The sequence below is a fragment of the Brevibacterium yomogidense genome, assembly GCF_900163715.1.
Classification (GTDB): Bacteria; Actinomycetota; Actinomycetes; order Actinomycetales; family Brevibacteriaceae; genus Brevibacterium; species Brevibacterium yomogidense_A.
Genome location: NZ_FWFF01000017.1, coordinates 352194 through 377955, shown reverse-complemented (window position 1 = coordinate 377955; position 25762 = coordinate 352194). Strand labels below are relative to the sequence as shown.

At 67.7% G+C, this 25762-nt stretch carries 22 protein-coding genes and 1 tRNA gene; 11 read left to right on the top strand and 12 right to left on the bottom strand.

The genetic code is table 11. The features are described from left to right. The first annotated feature begins 108 nt into the window (after window positions 1-108). A complete protein-coding gene (locus FM105_RS10660; RefSeq protein ID WP_087008414.1) occupies window positions 109-651 on the top strand; it encodes a DUF488 domain-containing protein in 543 nt (180 codons plus the stop codon). A 119-nt stretch (window positions 652-770) separates the two neighbouring features. On the opposite strand, the gene FM105_RS10655 is transcribed toward FM105_RS10660, so the two are convergent. Continuing rightward, window positions 771-1493: a TetR/AcrR family transcriptional regulator gene (locus FM105_RS10655; protein ID WP_087008013.1), complete on the bottom strand. Its 723-nt coding sequence runs from the start codon at window positions 1491-1493 to the stop codon at window positions 771-773. 113 nt (window positions 1494-1606) lie between these two features. Here FM105_RS10655 and FM105_RS10650 point away from each other — a divergent pair, with 113 nt between their 5' ends. From FM105_RS10650 to FM105_RS10635, 4 genes are all read left to right on the top strand, one after another. Further along, window positions 1607-3130, top strand: coding sequence for a flavin-containing monooxygenase (locus FM105_RS10650; protein ID WP_087008011.1), 1524 nt, complete (start codon window positions 1607-1609; stop codon window positions 3128-3130). Then, a complete protein-coding gene (locus FM105_RS10645) occupies window positions 3127-3975 on the top strand; it encodes an SDR family NAD(P)-dependent oxidoreductase (RefSeq protein WP_218777941.1) in 849 nt (282 codons plus the stop codon). Before FM105_RS10650 ends, FM105_RS10645 begins: the two co-directional genes overlap by 4 nt. Further along, a complete protein-coding gene (locus FM105_RS10640) occupies window positions 3972-5399 on the top strand; it encodes an MFS transporter (protein ID WP_087008009.1) in 1428 nt (475 codons plus the stop codon). Before FM105_RS10645 ends, FM105_RS10640 begins: the two co-directional genes overlap by 4 nt. Before the next feature lie 95 nt (window positions 5400-5494). Further along, entirely contained in the window at window positions 5495-6262 is a 768-nt protein-coding gene (locus tag FM105_RS10635) for an isocitrate lyase/PEP mutase family protein (RefSeq protein ID WP_087008007.1), read from the top strand. Between the two features lie 111 nt (window positions 6263-6373). On the opposite strand, the gene FM105_RS10630 is transcribed toward FM105_RS10635, so the two are convergent. After that, window positions 6374-6446, bottom strand: a tRNA-Gly gene (locus FM105_RS10630). A 98-nt stretch (window positions 6447-6544) separates the two neighbouring features. Then, window positions 6545-7687 (bottom strand): FUSC family protein, encoded by a 1143-nt coding sequence (locus tag FM105_RS10625; protein WP_256970343.1) that lies wholly within the window; start codon window positions 7685-7687, stop codon window positions 6545-6547. Between the two features lie 170 nt (window positions 7688-7857). Between FM105_RS10625 and FM105_RS10620 the strand changes: the two genes are divergently transcribed. From FM105_RS10620 to FM105_RS10610, 3 genes are all read left to right on the top strand, one after another. Further along, window positions 7858-8607, top strand: coding sequence for a DedA family protein (locus tag FM105_RS10620; RefSeq protein ID WP_087008005.1), 750 nt, complete (start codon window positions 7858-7860; stop codon window positions 8605-8607). A 151-nt stretch (window positions 8608-8758) separates the two neighbouring features. After that, a complete protein-coding gene (locus FM105_RS10615; RefSeq protein WP_087008003.1) occupies window positions 8759-9784 on the top strand; it encodes a restriction endonuclease in 1026 nt (341 codons plus the stop codon). Between the two features lie 828 nt (window positions 9785-10612). Next, a complete protein-coding gene (locus FM105_RS10610) occupies window positions 10613-12709 on the top strand; it encodes a BCCT family transporter (protein ID WP_087008001.1) in 2097 nt (698 codons plus the stop codon). A gap of 64 nt (window positions 12710-12773) precedes the next feature. Here FM105_RS10610 and FM105_RS10605 read toward each other — a convergent pair whose 3' ends face one another. After that, window positions 12774-13715: a formylglycine-generating enzyme family protein gene (locus tag FM105_RS10605; RefSeq protein ID WP_256970342.1), complete on the bottom strand. Its 942-nt coding sequence runs from the start codon at window positions 13713-13715 to the stop codon at window positions 12774-12776. 98 nt (window positions 13716-13813) lie between these two features. On the opposite strand from FM105_RS10605, the gene betC reads away from it, so the two are divergent. Further along, the gene (gene betC, locus FM105_RS10600; protein WP_179207159.1) at window positions 13814-15454 is read left to right on the top strand and encodes a choline-sulfatase; all 1641 of its coding nucleotides are present in this window, start codon (window positions 13814-13816) and stop codon (window positions 15452-15454) included. Window positions 15455-15562: 108 nt separating this feature from the next. Here the strand turns inward: betC and FM105_RS10595 are convergent, their stop codons facing one another. From FM105_RS10595 to FM105_RS10585, 3 genes are all read right to left on the bottom strand, one after another. Next, complete coding sequence (locus tag FM105_RS10595) at window positions 15563-16162, bottom strand: PIN domain-containing protein (protein WP_087007997.1); 600 nt, start codon at window positions 16160-16162, stop codon at window positions 15563-15565. Between the two features lie 23 nt (window positions 16163-16185). Continuing rightward, window positions 16186-16704, bottom strand: a complete 519-nt coding sequence (locus FM105_RS10590) for a helix-turn-helix domain-containing protein (protein WP_087007995.1) — start codon at window positions 16702-16704, stop codon at window positions 16186-16188. A 115-nt stretch (window positions 16705-16819) separates the two neighbouring features. Next, window positions 16820-17539, bottom strand: a complete 720-nt coding sequence (locus FM105_RS10585; protein WP_087007994.1) for a GNAT family N-acetyltransferase — start codon at window positions 17537-17539, stop codon at window positions 16820-16822. A gap of 216 nt (window positions 17540-17755) precedes the next feature. Between FM105_RS10585 and FM105_RS10580 the strand changes: the two genes are divergently transcribed. After that, window positions 17756-18289 (top strand): flavin reductase family protein, encoded by a 534-nt coding sequence (locus tag FM105_RS10580; RefSeq protein WP_087007992.1) that lies wholly within the window; start codon window positions 17756-17758, stop codon window positions 18287-18289. 66 nt (window positions 18290-18355) lie between these two features. Here the strand turns inward: FM105_RS10580 and FM105_RS10575 are convergent, their stop codons facing one another. Continuing rightward, complete coding sequence (locus FM105_RS10575; protein WP_087007990.1) at window positions 18356-19120, bottom strand: enoyl-CoA hydratase; 765 nt, start codon at window positions 19118-19120, stop codon at window positions 18356-18358. A gap of 2 nt (window positions 19121-19122) precedes the next feature. Continuing rightward, window positions 19123-20364 carry a CaiB/BaiF CoA transferase family protein gene (locus tag FM105_RS10570; RefSeq protein WP_087007988.1) on the bottom strand — a complete coding sequence of 414 codons (1242 nt, stop codon included), beginning with the start codon at window positions 20362-20364 and terminating at the stop codon, window positions 19123-19125. Window positions 20365-20452: 88 nt separating this feature from the next. Here FM105_RS10570 and FM105_RS10565 point away from each other — a divergent pair, with 88 nt between their 5' ends. Continuing rightward, window positions 20453-21199, top strand: coding sequence for a GntR family transcriptional regulator (locus tag FM105_RS10565; RefSeq protein WP_087007986.1), 747 nt, complete (start codon window positions 20453-20455; stop codon window positions 21197-21199). 7 nt (window positions 21200-21206) lie between these two features. Here the strand turns inward: FM105_RS10565 and FM105_RS10560 are convergent, their stop codons facing one another. The 3 genes from FM105_RS10560 to FM105_RS10550 all read right to left on the bottom strand — a co-directional run bounded on the left by FM105_RS10560 (window position 21207) and on the right by FM105_RS10550 (window position 25755). Next, the gene (locus tag FM105_RS10560) at window positions 21207-22124 is read right to left on the bottom strand and encodes a nucleotidyl transferase AbiEii/AbiGii toxin family protein (RefSeq protein WP_256970341.1); all 918 of its coding nucleotides are present in this window, start codon (window positions 22122-22124) and stop codon (window positions 21207-21209) included. Beyond that, window positions 22121-22720 carry a type IV toxin-antitoxin system AbiEi family antitoxin domain-containing protein gene (locus FM105_RS10555; RefSeq protein WP_256970340.1) on the bottom strand — a complete coding sequence of 200 codons (600 nt, stop codon included), beginning with the start codon at window positions 22718-22720 and terminating at the stop codon, window positions 22121-22123. The genes FM105_RS10560 and FM105_RS10555 overlap by 4 nt, the downstream gene beginning before the upstream one ends. A gap of 86 nt (window positions 22721-22806) precedes the next feature. Continuing rightward, complete coding sequence (locus FM105_RS10550) at window positions 22807-25755, bottom strand: FAD-binding and (Fe-S)-binding domain-containing protein (RefSeq protein WP_087007984.1); 2949 nt, start codon at window positions 25753-25755, stop codon at window positions 22807-22809. Window positions 25756-25762: the final 7 nt, after the last annotated feature.

Sequence of the window (25762 nt, the reverse complement as noted above, 5' to 3'; positions counted from 1 at the left end):
CGAACACCGAGTAACCCTGAGTGAACCCTGACCGACGGGGGCGTGTCTGTAGCATCGAGGACGGACGTTCCCGCAGAGATGGGTGCAGTCGTCGAAGGAGGCCTGGCGATGGGTGGCGCATTCTTCACGATCGGGCATTCGAACCGGTCGCTCGAGGAGTTTCTGGCGCTGCTCGAGGAGAGCGCAGTGGAGCTCGTCGTCGATGTGCGCCGTCTGCCGGGATCGTCGAAGCACCCACAGTTCGATGAGGACGCGCTGGGCGGGTCCTTGGACACGGCAGAGGTCGAGCTGGTCCCCTCCCCCGCTCTCACCGGCCGGCGCCCCGTGAGCAGGACGGCGCCCTTCGAGGTGAACGCGTGGTGGCAGAACCGGAGCTTCCACAACTACGCGGATCACGCACTGTCCGATGAGTTCGCCGACGCGCTGGACGAGCTGCGCGCGTGGGGATCGGAGAAGCGTGTGGCCGTCATGTGTGCGGAGGCGGTGTGGTGGCGGTGCCACCGGAGGATCATCGCCGATCACCTGCTGGCGCACGGCGAGTCCGTTCAGCACATCATGGGTGCGGAGAAGACCATGGATGCGAAGCTGAGCGACGGAGCCCGCGTGGGCGAGGACGGTCGGGTGACGTATCCGGCGACGGCGCAGGGCTGACGCTGCGGCCGATCCGGAACGGTCACGGTCAGCTCACGCTGCGGCTGGCTCGCTGACCAGTCAGCACAGTGGTCGACGTGGAGACAGACGTCGCCGTGGCGCCAGTCCTCGCCGTGGTGTCAGTCGGCGCTGCGCAGCACGACCCCGTCGACCAGCTGGTGGAGGTGCGCACGGAAGCGGTCCGTCATCGCGGGGCTCGACGCGACCCTGCGCGCGCCGGAGGAGTCGACGAACCCCGCACGGCTGAAGGAGTGGGTCGACCACACGATCGAGTAGGCGAGCATCTCCAGGTCGACGCGCGCCCCGATCCCCGCACGGTCGAGTGCTCCACCGACCCCCTCGGCCACGCGTGCGACGAGCGGCCCTGCGAAATCCTTCACGATCTCATCGACGTCGCTGCCGCGTTCGCCCCGGCTCGCGTCCTCGCCGGCCGGATCCTCCCTGCCGTCCCGATCCGCTCCCTCATCCAGTCCCTCGCCGTCGTCCAGCCAGCGGCGCATCCACAGCGCCGGGACCTCGGGGTGGCTCAGGCAGAAGTCCAGGTAGGCGTCGACGAAGTGGTGGAGCGCCGCGACTGTGGACTCGGCGGTGGGCTCCGCCTCCATCACGTCGCCCAGTGCTGCCATCACCGCAGCACCCTGCGCGGCGTGGGCACGGCGCATCACTTCGCGGTACAGATCCGGCTTGCCGCCCACGTGGTAGGCCACCGTGCCGATATTGAGACCGGCCGCATCGCCGATCGCCCGAGTGCTGGTGGCCTGATATCCGCGCTGCGAGAACAGCTGCGTCGCCGCGGCTATGATCCGCTCGCGGCTGCCGTTCGACTCCTCGGATGCTGTCACGGCCCCACCCTATAGTCACGGGCCCCTCCTCCTTGAGTCACGGTGCCGCACCCCTTGACTTCCTCTCAATCGATCGATTGAATGAGGCGCACGCATCGCTCCGAAGGAGAAGCATGAAGCGCTCACCCACTGTCGTCGTCATCGGCGCCGGCGCAGCCGGACTCGCGACCGCCAAGTCGCTGCTGGACGACGGCATCGACGTCACCGTCCTGGAGAAGGGCGACCGCCCCGGCGGGCTCTGGGCCATCGACAACGCAAGCGGCCTCTCCCCCGCCTACGATTCGCTCCACCTCAACACGAGCAGGAGACGCACCGAGTTCGTCGATTTCCCGATGCCCTCGGACTGGCCCGACTACCCCTCTGCCGCATCGATCGAGGGATACCTGCGGGACTATGCGGATACGTTCGGGGTCACCGACGTCATCCGCTTCGGTGCCGAGGTCACCGACCTCGTGCGCACAGGCGACGCGTGGCGCGTCACCTACCGCGACCTCGGCGACGGCGCAGACTCCGACGCCAGTGCCGACACCGACCGCGGTGCACGTACCGGCCGCGGCGCACCCGCCGGTGCGGACGACAGCACCGACACCCTCGTCGCGGACGCCGTTATCGTGGCCAACGGGCACAACTGGTGCCCGCGCTGGCCGGACCCGGGACCGCCCGGCGACTTCACCGGCCTGCAGATGCATGCACGCGATCACCGCGCTGCGCAGCGGTTCGCGGGCGAGCGCGTGCTGGTGGTCGGGATGGGCAACTCCGCGATGGACATCGCGGTGGATGCGTCCTACGTCGCGGCGGCCCCGGTGCTCCTGTCGGCCCGTCGAGGCGTGCACGTGGTGCCGAAGTACCTCTTCGGCCGACCCTCCGACGCCACCGGCGCACGTCTGGCCACGCTGCCGTGGCGCATGCGCCAGCGGATCGCCCAGACGATGCTGCGGATCGCCGTCGGCACGCCGCAGTCCTACGGTCTGCCGGAGCCCAGCGGCGGACTGTTCCAGAACCACCCGACGATCAGCGACACGATCCACCACCGCCTCACGCACGGCGAGGTCGTCCCGCGGCCCGGCATCGTGCGGTTCGACGGTCGCACCGTCCACTTCGCCGACGGGTCTGCGGACGAGGTCGACACGCTCGTGTGGGCGACCGGGTACCGGGTGAGCATCCCGTTCCTCGGCAGTGAGTGGACCGGTGGGGATCCGGAGCGCATGCCGCTCTACCAGAGGGTGTTCCACCTCGAGGATCCGTCGCTCATGTTCGTCGGCCTCATGCAGTCGACGGGGGCCGCGCTGCCCGTCGTGGAGCAGCAGGCGAAGCTCGCCGCCGCCCACCTCGCCGGCCGCTACGCGCTGCCGGCGCGCACCGAGCAGCAGCGCGCGGTCGCCCGCAGCCGTGCTGCCGCGATCGACCGCTGGGGCGATTCCCGCCCCATGATGCGCATCGACTTCGACGAGTACGTGAACGCTCTGCCGAAGGAGGTCGCCGCAGGCATGGAGCGAGCTCGCCGCGGTTCCAGCGTCTACGCCGTCGCGACGCGCCCCACCCCGACGACGCCCCGCACATCCGCCCAGACGCACGCCCCGCTCGAGGCCGGCACCACGCCCGCGACTCGCACTCTGACCGAGGAGACCGCCCCATGAGCCGCACCCCGCGCACCCCGCGCACGCTGAACGGCATGCGCGTGCTCATCACGGGAGCCTCCGGCACGATCGGCATGGCTCTGGGCCAGCACCTGGCAGCGCAGGGCGCGCGCGTCATCGGACTCGATCTGAGACCGCGTGGCGATGAGGGCTTCGAGGTGCTCGCCTGCGACCTCACCGATGACGCGTCCGTGGCGGCCGGGACCCAGCAGGTGCTCGCGCGGCTGGGCGGGCTCGATGCGCTCGTGAACAACGCCGGCATCGGCGGCCCCGCACCCGCGGAGCTGGCACCGGGCGCGGAGGTCCGCCGCCAGCTGGAGATCAACCTCCTGGGGGCGTGGCGGGTCACGGCGGCCTGCGTCGACGCACTCGTCGCCTCCCGCGGTCGCGTCGTCATGGTCGCCTCGCGCATGGCGGTCATGCAGCTGCCCCTGGCCGCCGCGTACGGCGCCTCGAAGCGCGCACTGACCGCGTACGCGGATGCGCTGCGCCTGGAGGTGGGCACCCACGTGGGCGTCACGTGCGTGTACCCGTCCTCGATCCGCAGCCCGATCCACGATTCGACCGCCGCGGCAGGGCTCTCCCTCGAGGGCATGAGCAGGTACGAGCCGATCAGCGGAGTCCTCACCGCGATCGAATCGGCACTGGTCAGGGCGCGTCCCCGCCGTGATGTGCCGACCACCCGCCGAGGCGCGGTCGAGTTCTTCCTCGCCCGCCACCTCCCAGCAGTGACGGATGTGATCGTGCAGCGCACTCTCGCCGGCCGCGCCCGGTCGGGCGCGTTCGACGGCGCTGCGCTGGCAGCGGGCGTCGTGGCGAGACTGGGAAGCGGGTCCGGCCGATGACCGCCGCCGAGGTCCCGTCCCCCGGCCGTCCCTCCGCCGGTCCGCGTGTGTCGGGCCCGCGCGCCTCCGCCGGCGCACTGTCCGCCTTCGCGACCGGGTCGCTGGGCATGGGCGTGTGGGTGACCGTGCCGGGGCTGCTGCTCCTGTACTTCCTCACCGACGTGCTGGGCGTGGCGGCCGCGCTGGCAGGACTCACACTGCTGGTGCCGAAGGTCATCGATGTGGTCGTCCATCCGCTCATCGGGTCGAGGTCGGATGCGCAGGCCCGCCGGGTCGGGCACCGGCGCCGGATGATGTACGGCGGTCTGCTGCTGGGGCTCGCGATGGTCGCGATGTTCACCGTGCCGTCCGGGCTGGTGGGCACGACGGCCGCCCTCTGGGTGGGTGCCTGGTACATCGTGGGCAACCTGCTCTTCGCGATGTTCCAGGTGCCGTACCTGACCACTCCGTCGGACCTCGTCATCGGCTACGACGAGCGCACGCGCGTCTTCATGTTCCGGATGCTGTTCCTGACGGTCGGTCTGCTGGGCGCCGGCGTCGCGGCTCCCGCACTCGTGACGAGCGGGCAGCGGGGCGACTACACCGTGATGGCTGCGACCCTGTGCGTCGTCATGGTGGTCTCCGCGCTGGTGGCGATCCGGGGCGTCCGCGCGCTGACGTCGTCGTGCGGGTTCCGCACGCCCGCGGAGGGGTCCGGCCGGTCTGCGATCGCCGATGTGCGGGCGGCATGGGCCGACCGTGACTTCCGCGTACTCGTCCTGTCCTACCTGTTCACCGGCACGACGACGCACCTCTTCATGGCCGCCCTGCCGTACTTCGCCCGCTACGTGTACGGCGACGCGGGCCTCACCGCGGTCTTCATGGGTTCGTTCCTGGCACCTGCGGTGGCCGCGGGTCCGGCCTGGATGCTCATCTCCCGCCGCATCGGCAAGCAGCGCGGTCTGCTGATCTCGCAGGCGATCTTCGTCGTCGGCTCCATCGCCCTGCTGGGGACCTCCCACGTGGGTGTGGGGGCCTCGGTCGCGGTCGTGGTGGTCATGGGGACCGCGTTCGCCGGCCTGCAGCTGTTCTCCTTCTCGATGGTGCCGGATGCGGTCGCCGCGGCCGATCGCGACGGTGAGGGCCAGGCCGGGGGCTACACCGGCGTGTGGACGGCGACCGAGGCGCTGGGCACCGCCATCGGCCCGTACGTCTACTCCGCGGCGCTGGCGGTGGGCGGGTTCGTCTCCAGCACCGCGGGTGAGGCGACGGTGCAGCCGGATTCGGCGATCACCGCACTCACGGTCGGCTTCACCCTGGTCCCCGCCGCCCTCATGATCGCCGCGATGGTGTTCCAGCAGCAGTACCGGCTGGACGAGGCGAGGGACGAGGAGACGGGGGTCGAGGAGGCGAGCGCGCACGAGGCAGGCCAGCCGACGGATTGAGAGCGGTCGTACCCCTGGTGGAGTCCGCCGTCCGCGCCTACCGTGGAGCGCAGGACGCACGATCCTGTGCGGGCGCACACACCACGGAGGCAGCCATGGCAGACATCACGGAGACCGCTCGGAGATTCGCGGAGGCCCATGCGTCAGGGGATCTGCTCGTCCTGCCCACTGCATGGGACGCCTGGTCGGCGCGCCTGGTGGAATCCGCGGGCTTCTCCGGGCTGACGATCGGCAGTCACCCCGTGGGCGATGCGCTGGGTCCGGGTGACGGCGAGGCGATGGACTTCGCCGACTACATGCAGGCCACCCGCCGCATCGTCGAGGCGGTCGACCTCCCCGCGAGCGTCGACGTCGAATCCGGGTACGGGCTCGCACCCGAAGAACTGGTGGAGCGGGTGCTGGAGACCGGCGCAGTCGGCATCAACGTGGAGGACACCGTCAGGCGCGAGGGTGGGCGTCTGCGTGAGCGGGCCGAGCATGCGGACTACATCGCCGGGGCCCGGGCCGCCGCCGATGCCGCCGGGGTCGACCTCGTCATCAACGGCCGCACCGATGCGCTGGTCCACGGCACTGCGCTGTTCGAGGACCCGCTCGCCGAGGCCGTCGCACGCATCGAGCTGCTGGAGGAGGCGGGCGCACGCAGTGTCTACCCCGTGGGTCTGCCCGACGGGGATGCAGCGCGAAGCGTTGTCGCCGCGGTGAGCGTTCCGGTCAACGTCACGGCGCACCCGGTCGACGGTGCGAAGGCGGGAAGCCTGGAGGAGCTGCGCGCGATCGGCGTGCGTCGGATCAGCTTCGGCCCGCTGTGGCAGGCTGCGCTCGCAGAGACCAGTGCTCAGCAGCTCGCTGCGTGGAGAGGCTGATCACCAGGCGGGCGCACGGTGCCGTCTTCGCGCGCGTGGTGACACTGACTGCTGAATGATGTGTGCCCCGGTCCAGCTGGACCGGGGCACACGTCGTACTGCTCGAAGCGGAGCGGACGACGGGGTTCGAACCCGCGACCTTCTGCTTGGGAAGCAGATGCTCTACCAGCTGAGCTACGTCCGCGAACGAGGATCACTATACCCCGTCCCCGCGGGGACGTGTGCCGTAACCTCCAGGACCTGTGCCGTGCCCGCGGGGACGCGAGCCGTGACCCGGTTGCCTCAGCTCTTCGGATTGCCCGCGCCCGCCTCACGGGCCTCGCGCGCTGAGGCCACGTCATCGACGACGCGTGCGATGTGCCGCAGGCTGGTGATGAGTGAGCCGTACAGCGGCCAGGAACGCGTCGGCAGGTCTGCGTCGTCGGACAGGTCGGCGGACAGCTGCACCAGCCGGTCGTCGATGGGTTCGACCTCGCGATCGGGATCCGCGATCGCGTACCCGATGTCGTGCAGGATGGTCACCCACCCTTCGCGGAAGCGTGTGTCCCATTCACCCGGCGCGTACGAGGCCTCGCGGAGCGTGCGCACAAGGTGCCGCTGATGCGAGATCCCCTCATCCACCCGCTGGAGGATCTCCCCATAGTCCGCCTGGTCCGGTTTCCCCTGCACACGCTGAAGACGCCGGCGCAGACGCGGATTCGCCCGACGGCTCTCCTGCGCGGTGCGCACCGACTGCCACGCGGAGCGCAGGTCCTCGCCCATCGACTCGATCTCGCGGCTCCACTCGTCTTCGTCGTCCGTGGTCCACGATGATTCGAGCTCGTCGGCCATCATGACGAACACGCGGCCCATGCGCCGATTGATGTGATCGACGTAGCGTGCCGCCTGCCGGTCCCGCAGGGGCGGGATCAGCAGGAGATTCACCAGCAGGCCCACTGCTGCGCCCACCGCCACCTCGATGATGCGGTCGAACAGCATCGGCTGCTGCTCCGTGAACCCGTCGCTCAGCACGAAGACGGCGGTGGTCGCGATCGCCACCCCCTCGTTCCTGATTCCGGGGATCCGGGATGCAGCCAGGCCGACCAGGATCGCCAGCGCGAAGGTCCACACCTCGACACCCAGGAACTGCCCGATCAGGAAGGACACTCCCACTCCCGCCCAGGACGCGATGGTCGTCTGCGCGCCGCGCTTCAGGGACTGATAGACAGTGGGATACACGGTCAGGAGCGCCACCCATGGTGCGAGGAACGGCATCGACGATTCCAGCACGACGACCGCCAACCACCATGCGGCGGTTGCGGCGACGACTGATTTGAGGATCTGCAGGATGTCCGTCGTGAACTCCGGGCGGGTGACGGCCAGCCTCAGCCGCTTCTGCCACGACAGCGTTCCGTCCCCGACTGCGTCATGGGATCCAGTGGTCACGTCGGCCTCCTCGGCTGGTCAGTCCCCTGGCACCCATCATTGCAAGCCTCCTTGCGGTCTGTCGTCCCGACGCTCCCGCGCCAGCGCACCCGGCTCCCGGCCGCCTCCGGTAGCGTGGTCCCCGCCCACCCATGCAGTACCGTCCCGCGCACCCCTGCAGGAGCCGCACGATGAGCGACGATCGCCCCCTCGGCGACGAGGCCACCCCCTCGAACCCAACGGACGCAGCGGATGAGAAGCCGTCCGAGGAGGACCCCTGGGCCGCGGTCAAGCCGTGGCAGGGAAAGGCCGCGCGGCTCGACAAGGTCCTTCTCGTCATCATCATCGGCGTCCCCTTCATCTACCTGGGGCTCATGCCGTTCCGGCCGTGGATGCTCGCCAATGCACCCGTGCTGCAGGAGTTCATCAACGGGGCGAAGACCGCCATCGTCGCAGGGGCAGCGTACGCGCGCGTCGGAGAGATCCCGCTGTGGCTGGTGGTGTTCGCGGGCTTCTTCGGCATGGCGAAGCTCGACTGGGCGTTCTGGCTGGCCGGCCGCAGATGGGGCGACGGGATCCTGCGCCTGTTCGCGCAGAACGAACGCCAGCTCAAGCGCGTGCAGAAGCTCAAGGAGATCCCCGGCTGGGCGCTCTTCCTCATGACCGTCATCGCGCGCTGTCCAGGCATCCCCGGAACCCTCGTCTACCTGACCGCGGGCTGGACTCGGATGCGCCTGGCCCCGTTCCTCATCGCGGACCTGCTGGGCTGCCTCATCTTCACGCTCATCTGGACGACGCTGGGCTACCAGCTGGGCGAGGCCGCCGTGGACATCCTCGAGGTCATCGACAGGTACGCCCTCTGGCTCACCCTCGCGTTCATCGTCGGCATCTTCGTGTGGACGTTCGCGAAGGAGTGGCGCAAGCAGCAGAAGCCGGGGTGAATGAGGCATGCGGCAAGCGATACGAAGTTGACCCTGGTCGAACTTGCTCCTCGGCCAGCCACGCGCAAGTCACACATCGCGCTGTCTGTACGGAGTAGAGCACTCAGGCAACAACCTATGCTGGTGTCAAGGATCATGAGACGAGGGACATATGACGATGTGGGGCATTCACAACGACACCCTGACGGAGGAGCTCGTTGATGAAGGTTTCGTCAGCCTGGGGTGGCAAGAGGTAGGCGACCTCAAAGTGCTTCCGAACGGGCGCGACGGGATCAGAGCCGCACTGGCGGAAGCGAGCCCCGACAGCAAACCGCAGTCCATCGCTAGCCAGGCAGGCGTTCTCTACCGCTTCTGTCATGACATCCAGATCGGCGATGTGATCGTCGCGCCCTACAAGCCCGATAGCACGATAAACATTGGGATCGTGTCGGGCGACTACTACTTCGAACCGACTGCAGCGGAGCATCAGCACCGACGCCGTGTCGAGTGGAAAAGGACCGGGCTACCGAGAACAGTCTTCACTCAACCGGCTCTGTATGAGATCGGAGCCTTCATCACCGTGTTCCGTATTCGAAAGCACACCAGCGAGTTCCTCACCGCACTCAACTCAGGCGTGACGAACGTTGACACTCTCTCCGTAAAGGTGGACCGAGCCGCTGACGACACTGAGGACGTGGATGCCACAGATGAGCCTCGTGCATCACGCATTGAGCGGCATACTCGCGATTTCATTCTGGAGACGCTGCACCGCAATATCCGCCACGACGAGTTCGAGGAGTTCAGCGCAGCGCTTCTGCGGGCCGTCGGATACCAAGCACGGGTAACGCAGTACTCACAAGACGGCGGAGTCGATGTCATCGCCCACAAGGACCCCCTGGGCATTGAACCGCCACAGATCAAAGTGCAGTGCAAGCATCAGACGAGCACCGTCGGCGCCCCTGAGGTGCAGCAGCTCGTCGGGACACAGGGGTCGGGGGACCTTTCCCTATTCATCACCCTGGGGAACTACAGCAGAGACGCACGAACAATTGAGCGCCAACGACCTGGTCTGCGCTTACTCAGCGGCGAGGACATCGTCAGTCTTGTTCTCGATAACTACACCCAGCTCAGCACCAGGTGGCGGGAGATCATCCCCCTGACGAACCTCCTCGTAGTCGCCGACGCTGCAGAACGGTAGATTCCTCGGCCACAATCTTTGCCGGCCCATCATGACTGCCAGCGGCGCTCTCAGCAGAAGGCCGGGCGAGCCCTCATGCTGCTGCGCCCCAGCCCGGCGCCTCAGCGGCGGCGGAACCTGGCCATCAGACGGCGGGCCTTCTCCTGATTCTGCGGTTTCGACGCCTCGCGGCGGACCACACGGATCGCCGAACGAGCCGCCCTGCCCCTGATCAGTCTTCCCAGGAATCCCATGACCATCCTCCTTCGTGGTGATGTGGACGGCCACTATCGCAGACTGAGCCGGGAGTGAGCTGGATCGACGCCAACCCACCGGCCTGACGGAACCCGGCGCCACTCCGCCGACGGTATTCGACCGGTCACGTGAGCACACGATTCGTCGACTTCCTGTGCTCACGTGACCGGTCAGATCCGGCATTGACGGCTCACCCGCGACCAGACGCGTCTCTCGCTCCTTCTTGCCGCTGCCTCTTGTGACCTGAGAATTTGCCGGTAGCATCCTCGGTATGCACGGTAGGGATGCTCCCGCAGGACGCCTGTGCAGAACACGGGCACAGGACCTCGGCAGCCGTGTGTCTTCTCTGAACCGTCATTCCGCCGTCATCGCGCCGCGGCCGACCATCGGCTACGCGAACGATTCCTGGTCTGCTGCCGCCATCGGCTGGTGGGGCGGCGAGCCCTGACGAGCCGGCGGGACGAGCCGACGGATCCTGCCCGGCACGCCCTCACCGCCCGCCCCACCCCCATCTCCGCTCTCACGCGCATCTGAGCTCTCACGCGCATCTGACCACCGACTCCTCTCCGACGACCGACAGGAGCTGCATCAGCAATGGCTGACGACCAGCAGTCGACGAACGACGACGCGACCACCTCCCCCGACGAACCCACCTCGGACTCCCGCACCTCGCACTCCCGCGACACCGCACCCCGCCGCATCAAGGACGACGCCAAGCGCGCGGGCCGCAGGGCCGGCGAGCAGCTGGGCCGCTTCGACTACCGGCGCCCCCGCTATCCGCACAACGACTACCCGCACGACATCCACCCGGCGCTGGTCCCCGGCATCTCCATCGACGAGCAGCGCCGCCGCTACAGCCTCGGCAAGACGGTCTTCGTCATCGCCGGTGCGCTCACGGTCGCGTTCGTCATCTGGGGCATCGTCAACACGGAGAGCGTCAGTGTCGTCTCCGGCGCCGCCTACGACTGGGCGACCCGCAACCTCGGCTGGCTGTTCAACCTCGTGGCGATCGTCGTCCTCGTCGCGCTGCTGGGCATCGCGCTGTCCCCCTACGGCCGGATCGTCCTGGGCAAAGACGGCGAGAAGCCGGAGTTCTCCACCTTCTCCTGGGTCGCGATGCTCTTCGCCGCCGGGATCGGGATCGGCGTGCTGTTCTTCGGCCCGTCGGAGCCGCTCACCTATTTCGTCACCCCACCTCCGCTGACGAACGAGGCGGAGTCCACGCAGGCCCTCCACCACGCGATGGCGCAGACGTACCTGCACTGGGGCTTCCACGCCTGGGCGATGTACGCGCTGGTGGGCGGTGCCGTCGCCTACGCCGCCTACCGACGCGGTCGCGCCCTGCTCATGTCCTCGATCTTCCGCACACTGTTCGGCGACCGCCACACCGACGGGTTCGCGGGCAAGCTCGTCGACATCTTCGCGATCATCGCGACCCTCTTCGGCACCGCTGCAGCCCTGGGCATCGCAGCGATGCAGATCGGCACCGGCGTGAGCCTGGTGGCGGACACGGGCCCGCTGTCGAACAACATGACGGTGATCGTCATCCTCGTCCTCACGGTGGGCTTCGTGATCTCCGCGGTGTCCGGCGTGTCCCGCGGCATCCGCTACCTCTCCAGCATCAACATCGTCCTGACCGTCGGCATCGTGGCCATCGTGCTGTTCGTCGGTCCCACGCTGTTCCTGCTGAACCTGCTGCCGTCAGGCCTCATGGAGTACCTGGGCTCAATGTTCGACATGCTGGGCCGCTCCCTGTCATGGGGTGAGGAGACCGTCGCATTCCAATCCGCCTGGACCATCTACTACTGGGCATGGTGGATCTCCTGGTCGCCGTTCGTCGGCATCTTCATCGCCCGCATCTCGCGCGGCCGCACGATCCGCCAGTTCCTGCTGGGCACGATCTTCATCCCGTCGACGCTGCTGCTGGTCGCCTACGGCATCATGGGCGGCACCTCGATCTGGCTGTACATGAACGGGGCGGAGGGCTTCTCGAACGACATGGCCCCGCCCCAGGTCTTCTTCACCATGCTCGACAGCCTCCCCAACCTGGGCTGGCTGTCCGTGGTGAGCATCGGCGTGCTCGCGATCTTCTTCATCACCTCCGCGGACTCCGCCTCCGTCGTCATGGGCATGCTCACCTCCCGCGGCGACCAGGAGCCCCGCCGCTGGATCGTCGTCTTCTGGGGCCTCGTGATGTCCGGCATCGCCGTGGTCATGCTGCTGCTGGGCGATGCGACGGCGCTCGAGGGTCTGCAGCAGCTGGTCATCGTCACGGCGGTGCCGTTCGCCATCATCATGCTGATGGCGATCGTCGCGTGGCTGCGCGACCTGCGCACGGACCCGCACACCCTGCGCCACACCTACGCGCAGACCGTCATGAGCAACGCTGTGGTCGACGGGGTGGACCGCTACGGCGACGATTTCGCCCTGCAGGTCATCAAGACCGAACCCGGTCAGGGCGCAGGTGCGTCCGTCGATTCGGAGGACGAGGACTACACCGGCTGGTATCAGCGCACGGACGAGGACGGCAATCCGGTGGGCTACGACTACGAGACCGGCGAATGGGAGGACGGCTGGACGCCGGCGGACCCGAACGGCGACTCTTCCGACACGGATGACTCGGACGATACCGCCGCCGAGGTTCCCACAACCGGTGCCGACCCGGAACCCGCCGAGGACGCGGGCCGGTGAGCCGGCGATGCGCAGCCCGGCCACGCTGGCTCCAGGAGCGCGCGCCTCAGCCGTGCGCGTCCGCTCAGTCCGTCGTCACCGCGAGCCGGAACCCCGTGTGCCCCAGCGAGGTGTCCGCGCTCGCGGCGGTGCGGGCCGACGTGCGGTAGCGACGGCAGTAGGAGGCGTGGCACATGTACGAGCCGCCGCGCAGAACGGGTCGAGGGTCGTCGTCGCCGAACGTGCTGACCGTCCACTCCCACACGTTGCCGGTCGTGTTGTGGAGGCCGTATCCGTTGGGCGGGAACGCGTCGGCGGCCACTGTGCCGACGGGCCCGGTGGGGCCGTCGGGGAACTGTCCGGGGAATGTGCTCATGCGCACCTCGCCGCCGGGTTCGCGCTGCGCGCCCCACGGGTAGGGCTGCTGGTCGAGGCCGCCGCGGGATGCGTACTCCCATTCGGTCTCCGTGGGCAGGCGGGCGCCCACCCACTCCGCGTAGGCGAGCGCATCCCGCTGGGACACGTGCGTGACGGGGTGCGCGGCGCGGTCTGCGGACGGCCCGCACGAGTCGGTGACCTCGATAGCCGCTCCAGACCGGGCCTCGGCATCGGTAGCAGCGACCACGCTCGATCCAGGACCCTCCGGCTGGAACCACGTCGCACCGGCGACCTCTCGCCACCACGGGGTGGCGAGGACGGCTGGGGCGGCGGCCCGGACCTCGGCGGGCAGGAGGCCGGAGAAGACGAGCGAGGTGCCCAGGACCTCGGCGTCGGTGCGGTGGCCGGTCTCCTTCACGAAGGCAGCGAACTGGGCGGTGGTGACCGTCGTCGTCGCGATCGCGAAGGGTGCGACGCGGGCGGAGCGGACGGGGCCCTCGCCGTCGGCCGGGTAGGCGAGAGCGTCCTCGGCACCCATGCGGAAGCTGCCACCGGGCAGCCCGGCGAAGCGCAGATCGCTGCCGGCCGCCGCGGTCAGCCGTTCCAGCAGCGCGGCAGGCGGGCCGGCCGTCTCTCCCGCAGCGGGCACGCCGCCGGGCGGAGGCCTCGACTCGCTTCGATCCGGTCCGCAGCACGCACCCACAGAACTCACCTCGTACGTAATCTCCCGAAAGGACGTGACGCATCATGACGCCACCCAACATCGTAGTGATCCAGGCAGACCAGATGGCGGCGCAAGCGCTGGGCGCGTACGGCGATGCGGCCGCGCGCACTCCGCACATGGACGCGCTGGCGGCCGAGGGCGCGGTGTTCGACCGGGCGTACTGCACCACTCCCCTGTGTGCGCCGTCGCGCGCGTCGATGATGACGGGGAAGCTGCCGTCGGATCTGGGCTGCTTCGACAACGGCGATGACTTCGCGGCATCGGAACCGACGTTCGCGCACCGGCTGCGGGCCCGGGGCTACCACACCGCGCTCGTGGGGCGGATGCACTTCATCGGGCCGGACCAGCACCACGGGTTCGAGCAGCGGCTCACGACGGACGTGTATCCGGCGGACATGGACATGGTGCCGGACTGGGAGCGGCCGCTGAAGGATCGTCTGCAGTGGTACCACAACGCGGATCCCGTCTACGAGGCCGGAGTGTCCACCGCCAGCGTCCAGCAGGACTTCGATGACGAGGTGGGCTTCCATGCGCTGCGGCACCTGAACGACCGGGTGCGGGCGAATCAGGCGGCGGGTGAGGACCAGCCGTTCCTCATGGTCACGTCGTTCATCCACCCGCATGATCCGTACGAGCCGCCGCGCGAGCACTGGGACCGCTTCTTCGAGGGGCAGATCCCGGACCCGGCGCATCCGGAGGTGCCTGATGTCGCGCAGGATCCGCATTCGCACCGGCTGCGGACGATGTGCGGGTTCGATGAGCGGGAGCCGACGATCGAGGAGGTCCGCCGGGCGCGGCATGCGTACTACGCGGCGGTGGCGTACATCGACGACCACGTGGGGCGGATCCGCGCGCGCCTGGAGGAGCTGGGCCTGGCGGAGAACACCGTTGTGATTGTGACGAGCGATCACGGAGACATGCTGGGCGAGAAGGGGCTCTGGTACAAGATGTCGCCGTATGAGCAGTCGGCGCGGGTGCCGCTGATCATGTGGGGGCCGGAGGGTCTGGTGCCTAATGGGCGGTTCGCGAACCCGGTGAGCCTGCTGGATCTGGGGGCAACGCTGGAGGAGCTGGCGGGTGCGGGTGCGAGGACCGGAACCGCCGCCGAGGCCGTGGCGGATGCCGGCGCCGGTTCGGCTGCCGAGGCCGCGGCGGCTGCCAGCGGTTCGGTTGCCGGCGCTGCTGAGCAGGCGGTCGCCGAGGGGCGTGCGGGGTTGTCGCTGCTCGAGTCGATGCGACGGGAGACGTCCGGAACGAGTGGTCCCGACGATCGTGCGGTCGTCATCGAGTATCTGGCGGAGGGCACGTACCGGCCGCAGCTCACGCTGGTGCGCGGGCAGCACAAGTTCGTGCTGTGCCCCGGTGATCCCGATCAGCTGTTCGACCTGGAGGCTGACCCGGATGAGCTGGTAAACAAGGCGGAGGATCTGGCGTACGCCGAGGTTGCTGACAGGATGCGCACGGAGCTGGAGGGGCGCTACGACCTCGGTGAGCTCGAATCCTCCGTCCTGGCGAGCCAGGACCGGCGCCGTCTGGTGGCAGGCGCGCTGCAGTCGGGGACGTCGAGGCCGTGGGACTTCGCTCCGGAGCCTCAGCAACGATATGTGCGAGGCGACTTCTGGGGTGCGCTGTCGTACGGGCAGATCAAGGATGGTTCGCGGTAGGAGGGGCTGGCTGACGCTGGTCACCGCGGCCTCGGATGAACCGAGAGTGTAGGACACGGTATTTACCGATCCACACCGTCTCGCGGTCGCCGGTTGGATCAGTAACGCTCACTGGAGTGCGTCGCGCAATCCCGGGGCGACGGATAGAAGTTCTGCAGTCGTCGTCATCTTGTACCGCTCGTCGAGAATCGTCAGCAGACCGGATGCTGTCAGCTTCGGACCGTGCCGTCCGCTGCGCTCGCATATCGCGATCACGGCCCTACATGCCTGCGTGAGGTGCTGTTGCACGGTGTCATAGACGAAGTCCCTCGCCGGTACCGCACGGATCGACGCGGGGAGCTTCGCCTCTGGGAAGTGCTTGAGATTCTCGGTGACGATGACTTCGGCGTTTCCCATCACAGCCGCGGCAACGACGTGCTCGTCGTCGGGGTCCGGCAATCCGTAGGTGCCGTCCAGCGGCCCCCAGTCGGTGACAAGCGCATCGTCGAACGCCCCCGACATCTGGTCGATTAATCTCCGAGCAGCTCGCTCGGCTTCGTTCTCCGGGGCTCCTCGCTCGATCAGCTTCTTCGCCTCGTGATAGACGAGCTCATCGAGGATCGCTGAACTCCACCTCGCTCTGTAACTGCCTTCGGCTGCCAGTGACAGTAGGAAGTCCCGCTGCAGGCTGGGCCACAGCACACTGGTGTCGAGAACGGCGGCAAACACACAGCCAGCCTATGTCAGCACGTTCAGCCAGCCCGCCGCTTCGCCGCGACGGCCTTTCGCGCTGCTTTCAAGTCCGCCAGCGTCTGATCGATGTCTGTCGCCTCATCGACATCGACCGCCAGCGCATCGATCGCCGCATACTGCTCCCGCCGCCGCCTCTCGCGGTAGTCGAGGACATCGGTGAGGGCAATCCGCCGGTGCGAGCCGGAACGCGTGTACGGCAGCTTGCCACCGTCGAGCGCCTTGATCAGCGTCGGCCGGCTGATTCCTAGGAGGTCGGCGGCCTGCTGGGTGGTCAGCGTCTGCGAGGTAGGCGAGACGGTCACCGACAGGCCCTTCTGCATCGCGTCCACGACACGGTGCAGCACCTGGTAGACCTCCTCCGGGAGCTCGACCGGATCCTCTTTCGCAGAGCCGACGAGGTAATAGCGCGGCACGGGATTGAGCTCTTCGTCAGCAGTGAGCATGTCGTAGACGCGGCCCAGCTGCTGCGTATCGCTCGCACTATAGGTCGATGACGCAAGCGTTTCTTGTGCGGTCATGGCGGCGCTCCTCAACTGCTCAACTCGCAAATGCCTTGCGATTGGTTCGTTTAGTGTAGCCCCCAACAACTCTCACCCCAACATCCAGGCACAAGGCTGCTAGACGCCCCGCCCGTCAACCCACTTTCAACGACCCGCGCTGACTCCCGCTGTCATCAAAGTTCGCCGGGTCCAGCCACTCTTCGAATCCGTCCCGATTACGCAGCCACTCGTTGTCGATCATCGAGAACCACGCAGTGTCCCGGCTGCGCCCCTTGTAGACGACGGCCTGACGGAATGTCCCCTCGTACGTGAAGCCCAGCCGTGCCGCCGCCCGGCGCGAAGGCTTGTTGAGGTTGTCGCACTTCCACTCGTACCTGCGGTTGCCGAGCTCGTCGAAGACGTACCTCATGAGCAGATACTGGACTTCAGTGGAGATCGGCGTGCGCTGCACCCGCTTCGAGTACATGATGTTGCCGACCTCGATCACGCCGTTCGCCAGGTCTTGCCGCATGAGCGACACCGTCCCCAGCGCCCCACCGGACACCCCATTGACCACCGCATAGAACCGCGGATCGGTGCTCGCAGCAGCAGACTCGACCCACTCCCTGTACGCCTCCCGCGCAGAGAACGGCCCCACAGACATGTACGTCCAGTCAGCAGGGTCCGTGTCCACGTACTCCTCGAAGAGCTGATCTGCATGCCTGCCCGCATCGAGCGGCTCGAGTCTGCAGTAGCGACCTTCCAACGTCACAGGCCCGGGCGCATCGACCGGGGCCCAGTCGGCCACCGTCGGGCCCACTGGTCGCCCGTATTCGTTCGTGCGCTGCTCTGATGACTTCTCGGCTTCAGTCATGGCGGATCCCCTCGTCGCGTTCCTCCACCATCATGCACGGCCAGGAGCACGAACGGGATGGGTAGCCCGCCATGAATCCACCGTCCACTGAACCGTTCATGTCCCCATATGACGTTTCATGTTGTTCGGTTGCACGCCCGCACGCGGTCTCCGAGTCCGTTCCGTAGCGTGCATCACACGGTCGAGATGGCACGTTCCGAACGATTGGACTCAACGATGACCACAGCAGTAGCCCAGTCCTCACTGACTGACAGCTTTGTCACGGCATTCCGCAATCATCCTGCCGGCGTCGCCGTGGTCACTGCTGACCCCGGCGACGGTCCCGTCGCTATGACTGCAACTTCGGTCTGCTCCGTCGACGCGAACCCGCCGACCGTCGCGTTCTCCGCTTCGAAGAACTCCTCGAGCACGCCCGCGCTCCTCCGGTCCTCGAGCGTCGTGGTGCACCTGCTGAGCGCGCATCAGCTCCACCTCGCCAAGCTCGGCGCGACGAGCGGCATCGATCGCTTTGCAGACACCAGCCTCTGGGATCGCCTGCCCACGGGTGAGGTCGTCTTCCGCGAGGCGGCCGCATGGATCCGCGGCAGCATCATCGGCACGCTGCCGGCCAAGGGCGCCACGCTCTTCATGGTCGAGGGCGACGAGATCGGTGGACACCACGCGGACCCGCACAGGGACGCGGAGCCGCCGCTCGTCTATCACAGCCGCGGGTGGCACACCCTCGGCCCCACCACCCAGATCGCCGGGTGACAGTGGAGCGGGGCCCTCCCATCGGAAGGCCCCGCTCCACTGCCCTGCACCACCAGAAACGCTGGGCTACTTCCCCTGCCACTCCATCGGAGTCTTCGACAGGAACGCCTCGACGGCTGTCGCGAAGTCCTCGCTGCCGTACACCGTGGACACGACGTCCGAATCGTCGACCTCTCCCCCGGCATTCAGACGGCGCAGATTCTCCTTGATCGACCACTGCGTCAGCGGAGCACCACTCGCGACTCGCTCGATGACCCGGTCCGCCGCCTCATTTAGGTCCTCGGCGATCTCCATGAGGAATCCGCTCAGCAGCGCCTCCTGCGCATCGACCCGCCTGGCCGTCAGCAGCATCGACGCCGCCCGCGGCTCACCGAACGCCCGCACAAGCCGGCGCAGGGTATTGGCCGACAGTGTGTTGCCCAGCGTCTTCGCGATCGGCACGGAGAACGACGCAGCGGGCGACGCGACGCGCACATCAGCACAGCTGGCGATCCCCAGTCCACCGCCCACGCAATGCCCGTCGATCACTGCGATGACCGGCTTGTTCACCGCGGCCAGTGCGCCCAGCACCGCGTCGATCTTCTTCTCGTATTCGACGCCGTCCTCGCCGGTGAAGCCTCTGAACTGCGCGATGTCAGTCCCCGCGACGAACGCACGACCGCCCGCGCCGCGCAGCACCAGCACGCGCAGCGACGGGTCCGCATCGACGCGCTCGCAGGCCTCGGCCAGACCCTGGTACATCTCGAAAGTCATCGCGTTGCGCGCATCGGGACGGTTGAACGTCACGTGGAGGGCCGCACCGCGGACCTCTGTGAGCAGATGATCGGTCATGGTCAGCCTTCCTTCGAGTTCATCGCGATCTCTGCGAGCACCCGTTCGGTGTCCGCGCCCAGTGCCGGGCCAGCGTTCCCCTGTGTCATCGCCGACCGCGAGAAGCGCATCGGGTTCCCCAGCTGCGCCACCTCTCCCAGCTCGGGATGCTGCGAGGTCCAGAAGTAGCCACGCGCGTTCAGGTGCTCGTCGTGGAAGACCTGCTCGTAGTCGTTGATGGGGGCGACTGGCACGCCCACACGGTTCATCTCCTCGACGACCTCGTCGATGGTCCGCGTGCGGAAGCGATCCTCGATGACGGCGATGAGTGCGTCCCGGTTCTCCATCCGCGAGGCAGGCTCCGCGTACTTGGGGTGGTCTTCAAGGTCCGCGAGGTCGAACGCCTGGCAGAACCGCTTCCACGTCGCCGGAGCGTTCGCCCCGATCGTCACGTACCCGTCCTTGGCCATGACTGCCTGGTACGGGGCCTGCGCTTGGTGGGCGGAACCGTTCGGGCGGCTCACGACGCCTGCACCGAAGTAGCTTCCGGCTTCCCACACCGCCAGTGACACCGCTGATTCGAAGAGGGACACGTCGAGGTACTGCCCCAGCCCCGATTCCTTCCGCTCGTAGAGCGCGGACACGATGCCCAGCGCCATGTACAGAGCCGTTGTGAGGTCGGAGATCGGCACACCGACCTTTGCCGGCGGCTGGTCCGGGAACCCGGTGATGCTCATGAGGCCGGAGCGCGCCTGCGCCATGATGTCCAGACCTGCCAGTGGTGAGAGCGGGCCGTCCTGACCCCACCCCGATGCCGAGGCGTACACCAGTCCCGGGAACGCCTCCCTGAGGTCGTCGTAGCCGAAACCCATCTTCTTCAGCGAACCGGGGCGAAGGTTCTCCACCAGCACGTCTGCCTCGTTGAGCAGAGCGCGCAGCGTGGCTCGTCCGTCGTCGGACTTCAGGTCGAGGACGATGGATTCCTTGTTGCGGTTGAGCCGGATGAACGGGCTCGAATGTCCGTCGATCATCGGGCCTGAGGCGCGCAGTGAGTCACCGGTGCCCGGCGTCTCGATCTTGATGACGCGCGCGCCCATGTCAGCCAGCTGCATCGTGGCGTAGGGGCCGGCGATGAAGACGCCGATCTCCAGGACCGTGATGCCGGACAGAGGTCCGGCCGAGGTGCCGGTTGAACCATCCGCGCGCGAGGCCGTCGTCCGTGCCAGCCCCTCCGTCGGTTGCGTATTCGCTGCGTCTGCGGACATCTTCCACCTCACTGTGCGTCACATCACTGTCGATTGTCTACAATAGACCAGACGGTGCACGTGTGTACATGCAGGGAGGACTCCAGGGATGACGACAGCAGACGCGTTCCAATCGGATGCGCGCATCGAGAGTCCCAGTCTGGCGGAGCTCGCAGCAGATCGGATCAGCGAACTCGTGTTCCGCGGGGAGCTGGGTCCGGGCGACCGTCTGGTCGAAGAGCACCTCTGTGAACGGCTGGGGGTCTCCCGTGCCCCGGTGCGCGAAGGACTGCGCATCCTCGAGGGCTCGGGACTGGTCGTTCGTCGCCCACGAGCGGGTGTCCGAGTCGCCGAGCTCTCCCAGAACGACGTCTTCGAGATCCTCACCTTCCGCGAGGGTCTCGAACGGATGGCGGTCGATCACTTGTACCGGTTCACGGAGGACGTGACGACCGTCGACACCGCACGGCTGGATGACGCGCTGGAGGACTTGGCGCGGGAGTTCGAGGACGGCACTGACGCCTATCGCCGCGTCGAAGCGAGCTACGCCTTCCACACAGAACTGGTCCGACTCTGCGGCAGTTCACGGATCGTCGCGAGCTACACGCAGATCACGATGCAGGTGAAGCTCTGCATGTCGCTGAACCTGCGGACACTCGAAGCCGAAGAGACACCCGCAGAGAACGTCGCCCGCCACCGGAACCTGCGCACTGCCGTCCTCTCCGGCGAACTCAGCCGCGCGCTGCAGGCGATCGACGAGCACGGCCATGACTCTTTCGCTCGGGAGTTCCTCGAAGAACTCGACGGCGGGACCACACGATCCACCCGGTGGCTGCGGTGCCGAGCTGCCGGCTGAGACACCGTCATCCCTGTACTGCTGCGTCTACCGATAGGACCAGCTGCCTGAACCACTCTCGCGCCGATTCGATGCCCTCTTTCACCGCGGCGCCTCCGTCGACTTCTGTCTCTTCGCGGGCGACGTCATACGCGACTGCCCAATCACCCATGGGGCGCACGGGCAATGGCGGCCAAGACTGTGCACCGCGGAAAGCGAACGTGCGCGTGCAGAACTCCCGCACTGCAATCAGGTCGGGATTCGCAGTGCACAGCAGCTGCAGGTCAACCAAGTCATGCGCACGCGTGTAGTCCAGATCAGTCACTGCATGGATCTTCTGTGCGATCTGGTGCTCCAGGTCGATAAGCTCCACCGGTCGCAACTCTCCGAAGGCGAAGACCGAAGTGAACACAGCGAGGTCGCCATCGATCTTTCGCGGCGAGTGCGCGTGCGCCTCGATTTCCGGATCGGAGACTTCAACGTCCAGCGCAGACCATTCCCGACCGAGGAACGATATCGTCACGCGGTAGGGATGCATCACGTACTGGGGCTGGCTGAGCCCGGGATCGTGCAGCGGCCTTGGCTTCAATGCGGCGGTGAATGCCACGCGATTCGGTGCGGCAGGGTCTTTGCGCAATGCACCTCGAGACGCGGGAACCTCACCCCAGCCCTGCGCCAACATCGTGCGAAACTTCTTCTCGAAGTCGTCGCCGCGCCGGTGCGTCGAAACGTCCAGATCAGCCGTGGCCCTGGTCCCACGCTCCCCCAGCCGGAGCTTCACTCCCATCCCGCCTTTCACCGCAACGGAGTCGGGCAGCATCTGCGACACGATGAGAGTGCAGAGCATCCGGCGCGCGCGTGCGACGGGCACCCCGAACTCGCGCGCCACCTCCTCGAGACGTTCGTTGAGCTGCGCGATCGTGGTCGGCGGAGCAACCGCGCTCATGTGGTGTGCCGTTCGCTCATCAGAGCGCCCCGCGCCTGCTCGTCGAGCAGTTCACGGCGCAGGGCCTCCTCGACCAGAGAGTTCCAGCGCTCCCGCGGCATGCGGTCGCGCATGTCCGCCAACGCACGGCCAACCGTGGTGGCCGGAATGCCCTCGTAGTGCGTCAGGTCGTCGTCGGCCACATCGCTCCGCGCCTCGAGGTCCATCCAGTCGGGCAGAGTTCGCCGCACTCGGCGACGAGTTCCGACCCGAATCCGCGACGGGTTGAGCTGCCCCAGGCCCAGCAGATCCAGCACCGCATCACGGTGCAGGAAGGAGGACTGTCCCGCGAGCGCTGTCGCCACCGCCGGCTGAGTCAGTTCGGTCACGGGAACGTCCCGGTGCACGTACACCCCCTTGCCGTAGGAACGCAGAGCGCCTCGATGAGCGAGCTTTCGCACCTCCACCGGCGGCACCCCCGCGTCCTCGGCGCCAGGAACGGTCACAACCCCATGATGCTCGACTGCGATCTCCCACAGGTCTCGTCGATATCCCATCACGCCACCCCTCCCAGCAGGCCAATACCGTACCACATTTGGTACGGTATTGGCGGTCATCGAGTGGCTTCAGCGACACCCGATCATGGGGCCCTCCCCCACACCTGTCGTCAGTGCCAGCTGGGCGCGAATGCGCAGTCCCGCCCTCACACCCCAGCAGCCTCCGCGACCCGCGCCGTCTCCGCGATCTTCGGCGAGTCCGGCAGCTTCGTCGCCCGCGCCGTGTACCCGCCCTCAGCACCCACACCCGTGAGCAGCTGCGCCAGCGTCACACCCTGCACGTTCGTCAGATCGCTCGCCTGCGTCCGGCAGGAATACCCGTCCGCCAGATAGATCGAGTCCTCCGGCGCATCGCGCAGCGCCGGCAGCAGAGCGTTCTCCGCAACGGCGACGGACACCTCGTAGTGCCCGGCCTCCATCCCGAAGTTGCCCGCCAGACCACAGCAGCCGGACAACTGACGTACGGTCGCGCCCGTGCGCTCCAGCAACTCGCTGTCCGCGCCGAAGCCCATCACCGAGTACTGGTGGCAGTGCGGCTGCACCACGATCGTCTTGCCCGTCAGATCCGGCACCGACACCTCGGCCTCGACCAGGACCTCGGCGACGGTCCGGGTGCGAGCCGCAATGGCCTTCGCCCGCGCGTCCTCCGGGAACAGATCCACCAGGTCGCTGCGCAGCACGGCGGTGCAGCTGGGTTCGACCCCCACGATCGGGATCCCCTTCTGCGCGTACGGCGCCAGCACCTCCATCGTGTTCGTCAGCCGCGACCGCGCCGCATCCAGCTGGCCCGTGGATATCAGCGTCAGTCCGCAGCACGCCTGCGACGGCGGCAGCAGGACTTCGAAGCCGGACGCCTCGAGCACCTCCACCGTCGCCCGCGCACCCGCATCGTCCAGGTACTCGGAGAACGAGTCCGCCCACAGCAGCACCTGCGGCTTCTCGCCGCGCCGCACATCGCCGGTCTTCACGTACTCGTCGCGCATCAGCTCATCCCGACGCACTGCACCGCTGCCCACGTTCTTCTTCGCCCACCGGGAGAAGCGCCGCGTGTTGAACTCGACCATCCCGCGCCGGGTGTCCATCCCGCCGCCGGCCAGCACCAGCTTCGCCAGCGGCCGGAACGACAGCGCGGCGTTCGCCAGCGTCGTCACTCCCGGCACCGCCGTCAGAGCGCGCCCCCACAGGGGCAGCCAGCCCAGGGAGTAGTGCGTGATCGGCCGCACCTTTCCCTTATACGTGCGATGGAGGACCTCCGACTTGTACTGCGCCATGTCCACACCGGCCGGGCAGTCGCTGCCACACGCCTTGCAGCTGAGGCACATGTCCAGCGATTCGTGCACCGCGGCACTGTTGAAGTCGTCGATCAGGCCGCCGTTGGTGACCTCCTGCAGGACGCGCGCCCGCCCGCGCGTCGAATCCTTCTCGTCCTGCGTCGCCATGTACGACGGGCACATGAACCCGCCGGATCCGGAGATGTCCGCCCGGCACTTGCCCACGCCCACGCAGCGGTGGACGGCGTTGGTGAAGCTGCCCTTGTCGTGGGAGAAGGAGAAGCCTCCGGGCGTCGCCCCGATGGAGATCGCCTGCGGACGGCGCAGGTCCTGATCCAGCGGCAGCGGGTCGACGATGACGCCGGGGTTGAGCAGGTTCTGCGGGTCGAAGAGCTGCTTGACCTCCTGCAGAGCGGTGATCGCCTCGTCCGAGTGCTGCAGGGACAGCAGTTCGGAGCGCGCGCGGCCGTCACCGTGCTCGCCGGAAGCCGATCCCCCGAACTTGGCGACCAGGCGGCCCGCGTCCATGAGGAAGTCGCGGAAGACCTGCGTGCCGTTCGGCTGGTCGAACGGGAAGTCGGTGCGCATGTGCACGCAGCCGTCGCCGAAGTGGCCGTACGGCAGGCCCTGTACCCCGTAGCTGTCCATGAGGTCGTCCTGCTCGCGCAGGTAGTCGCCCAGGACCTCGGGCGGCACGGCGGCATCCTCCCAGCCGGTCCAGGCGGGGTCGCCCGTCACGGTCCGGCCCGCCAGACCACCGGCGTCGGCGCGGATGCCCCACAGGGTGGAGGCCTCCTTGCCGGCGGGGATGATGCGGTAGGAATCGGTGCCGGAATCGGCCGCGATCGCCTGCGCGTTCGCGACTGCCTCCGCCGCCGAGGCCCCACCCACCTCGATCAGCAGCCAGCCGGCTCCTGCCGGCAGCTCCGGGACCGCGTCCGCACCCTTGTGGGCGCGGACCATGTCCATGAGGCGGGAGTCGATGCCCTCGACGGCCAGCGGCTTGTGCGGCAGGACGCGCGGCACCGCATCCGCGGCCTCGAACATGTCCGGGTAGCCCAGGGCGAGCACGGTCGGTGAGTTCGGCACATCGCCCAGGGAGACGACCGCTTCCGTGATGGTGGTGAGTGTGCCCTCGCTGCCCACGAGGAACTTCGCGAGGTTCGGCTTGTTCTCCGTCAGCAGGTGCTGCAGCGCATAAGCGGATGCCTGGCGGCTGAAGCGGCCGAACTCCGTGCGGATGACAGCGAGGTTGCGTGCCGCGAGGTCGGCCAGGCCGGGGACGGGGGCCAGCCCCTCCCCCGCTGTGAACTGGCGCCCCATCCCGTCGATGACGTCCATCTGCACAGTGACGTCGACGGTGCGGCCGTAGGAGATGGCATGCGGGCCGCAGGAGTTGTTCCCGATCATGCCGGCGATCGTCGCGCGGTTCTTCGTCGAGGGGTCGGGTCCGAATCGCAGGCTGTGCGGGGCACCGGCCTTCTGCAGCTCGCTCATGAGGACGCCGGGCTGCACCCGTGCGGTCTTCGTGGTGGGGTCGACGTCCAGCACCTTGTTGAGGTGACGGGAGAAGTCGATGACGATGCCCGTGCCGATCGCGTTGCCCGCCTGCGAGGTGCCGCCGCCGCGCGAGGTGATCGGCACCTTGTGGCTGCGGGCCACGTCGAGGATGGACACGACGTCCGCGGTGGTCTTGGGGAACGCGACCACCTGCGGGACGACGCGGTAGTTCGAGGCGTCCACCGCATACTCGGCGCGTCGGCGATCAGACGTGTCGACGGTGCCTTCGATGCTGGTCGTGAGGTCTGCGATGAAGCCGCTCATCAGGGGG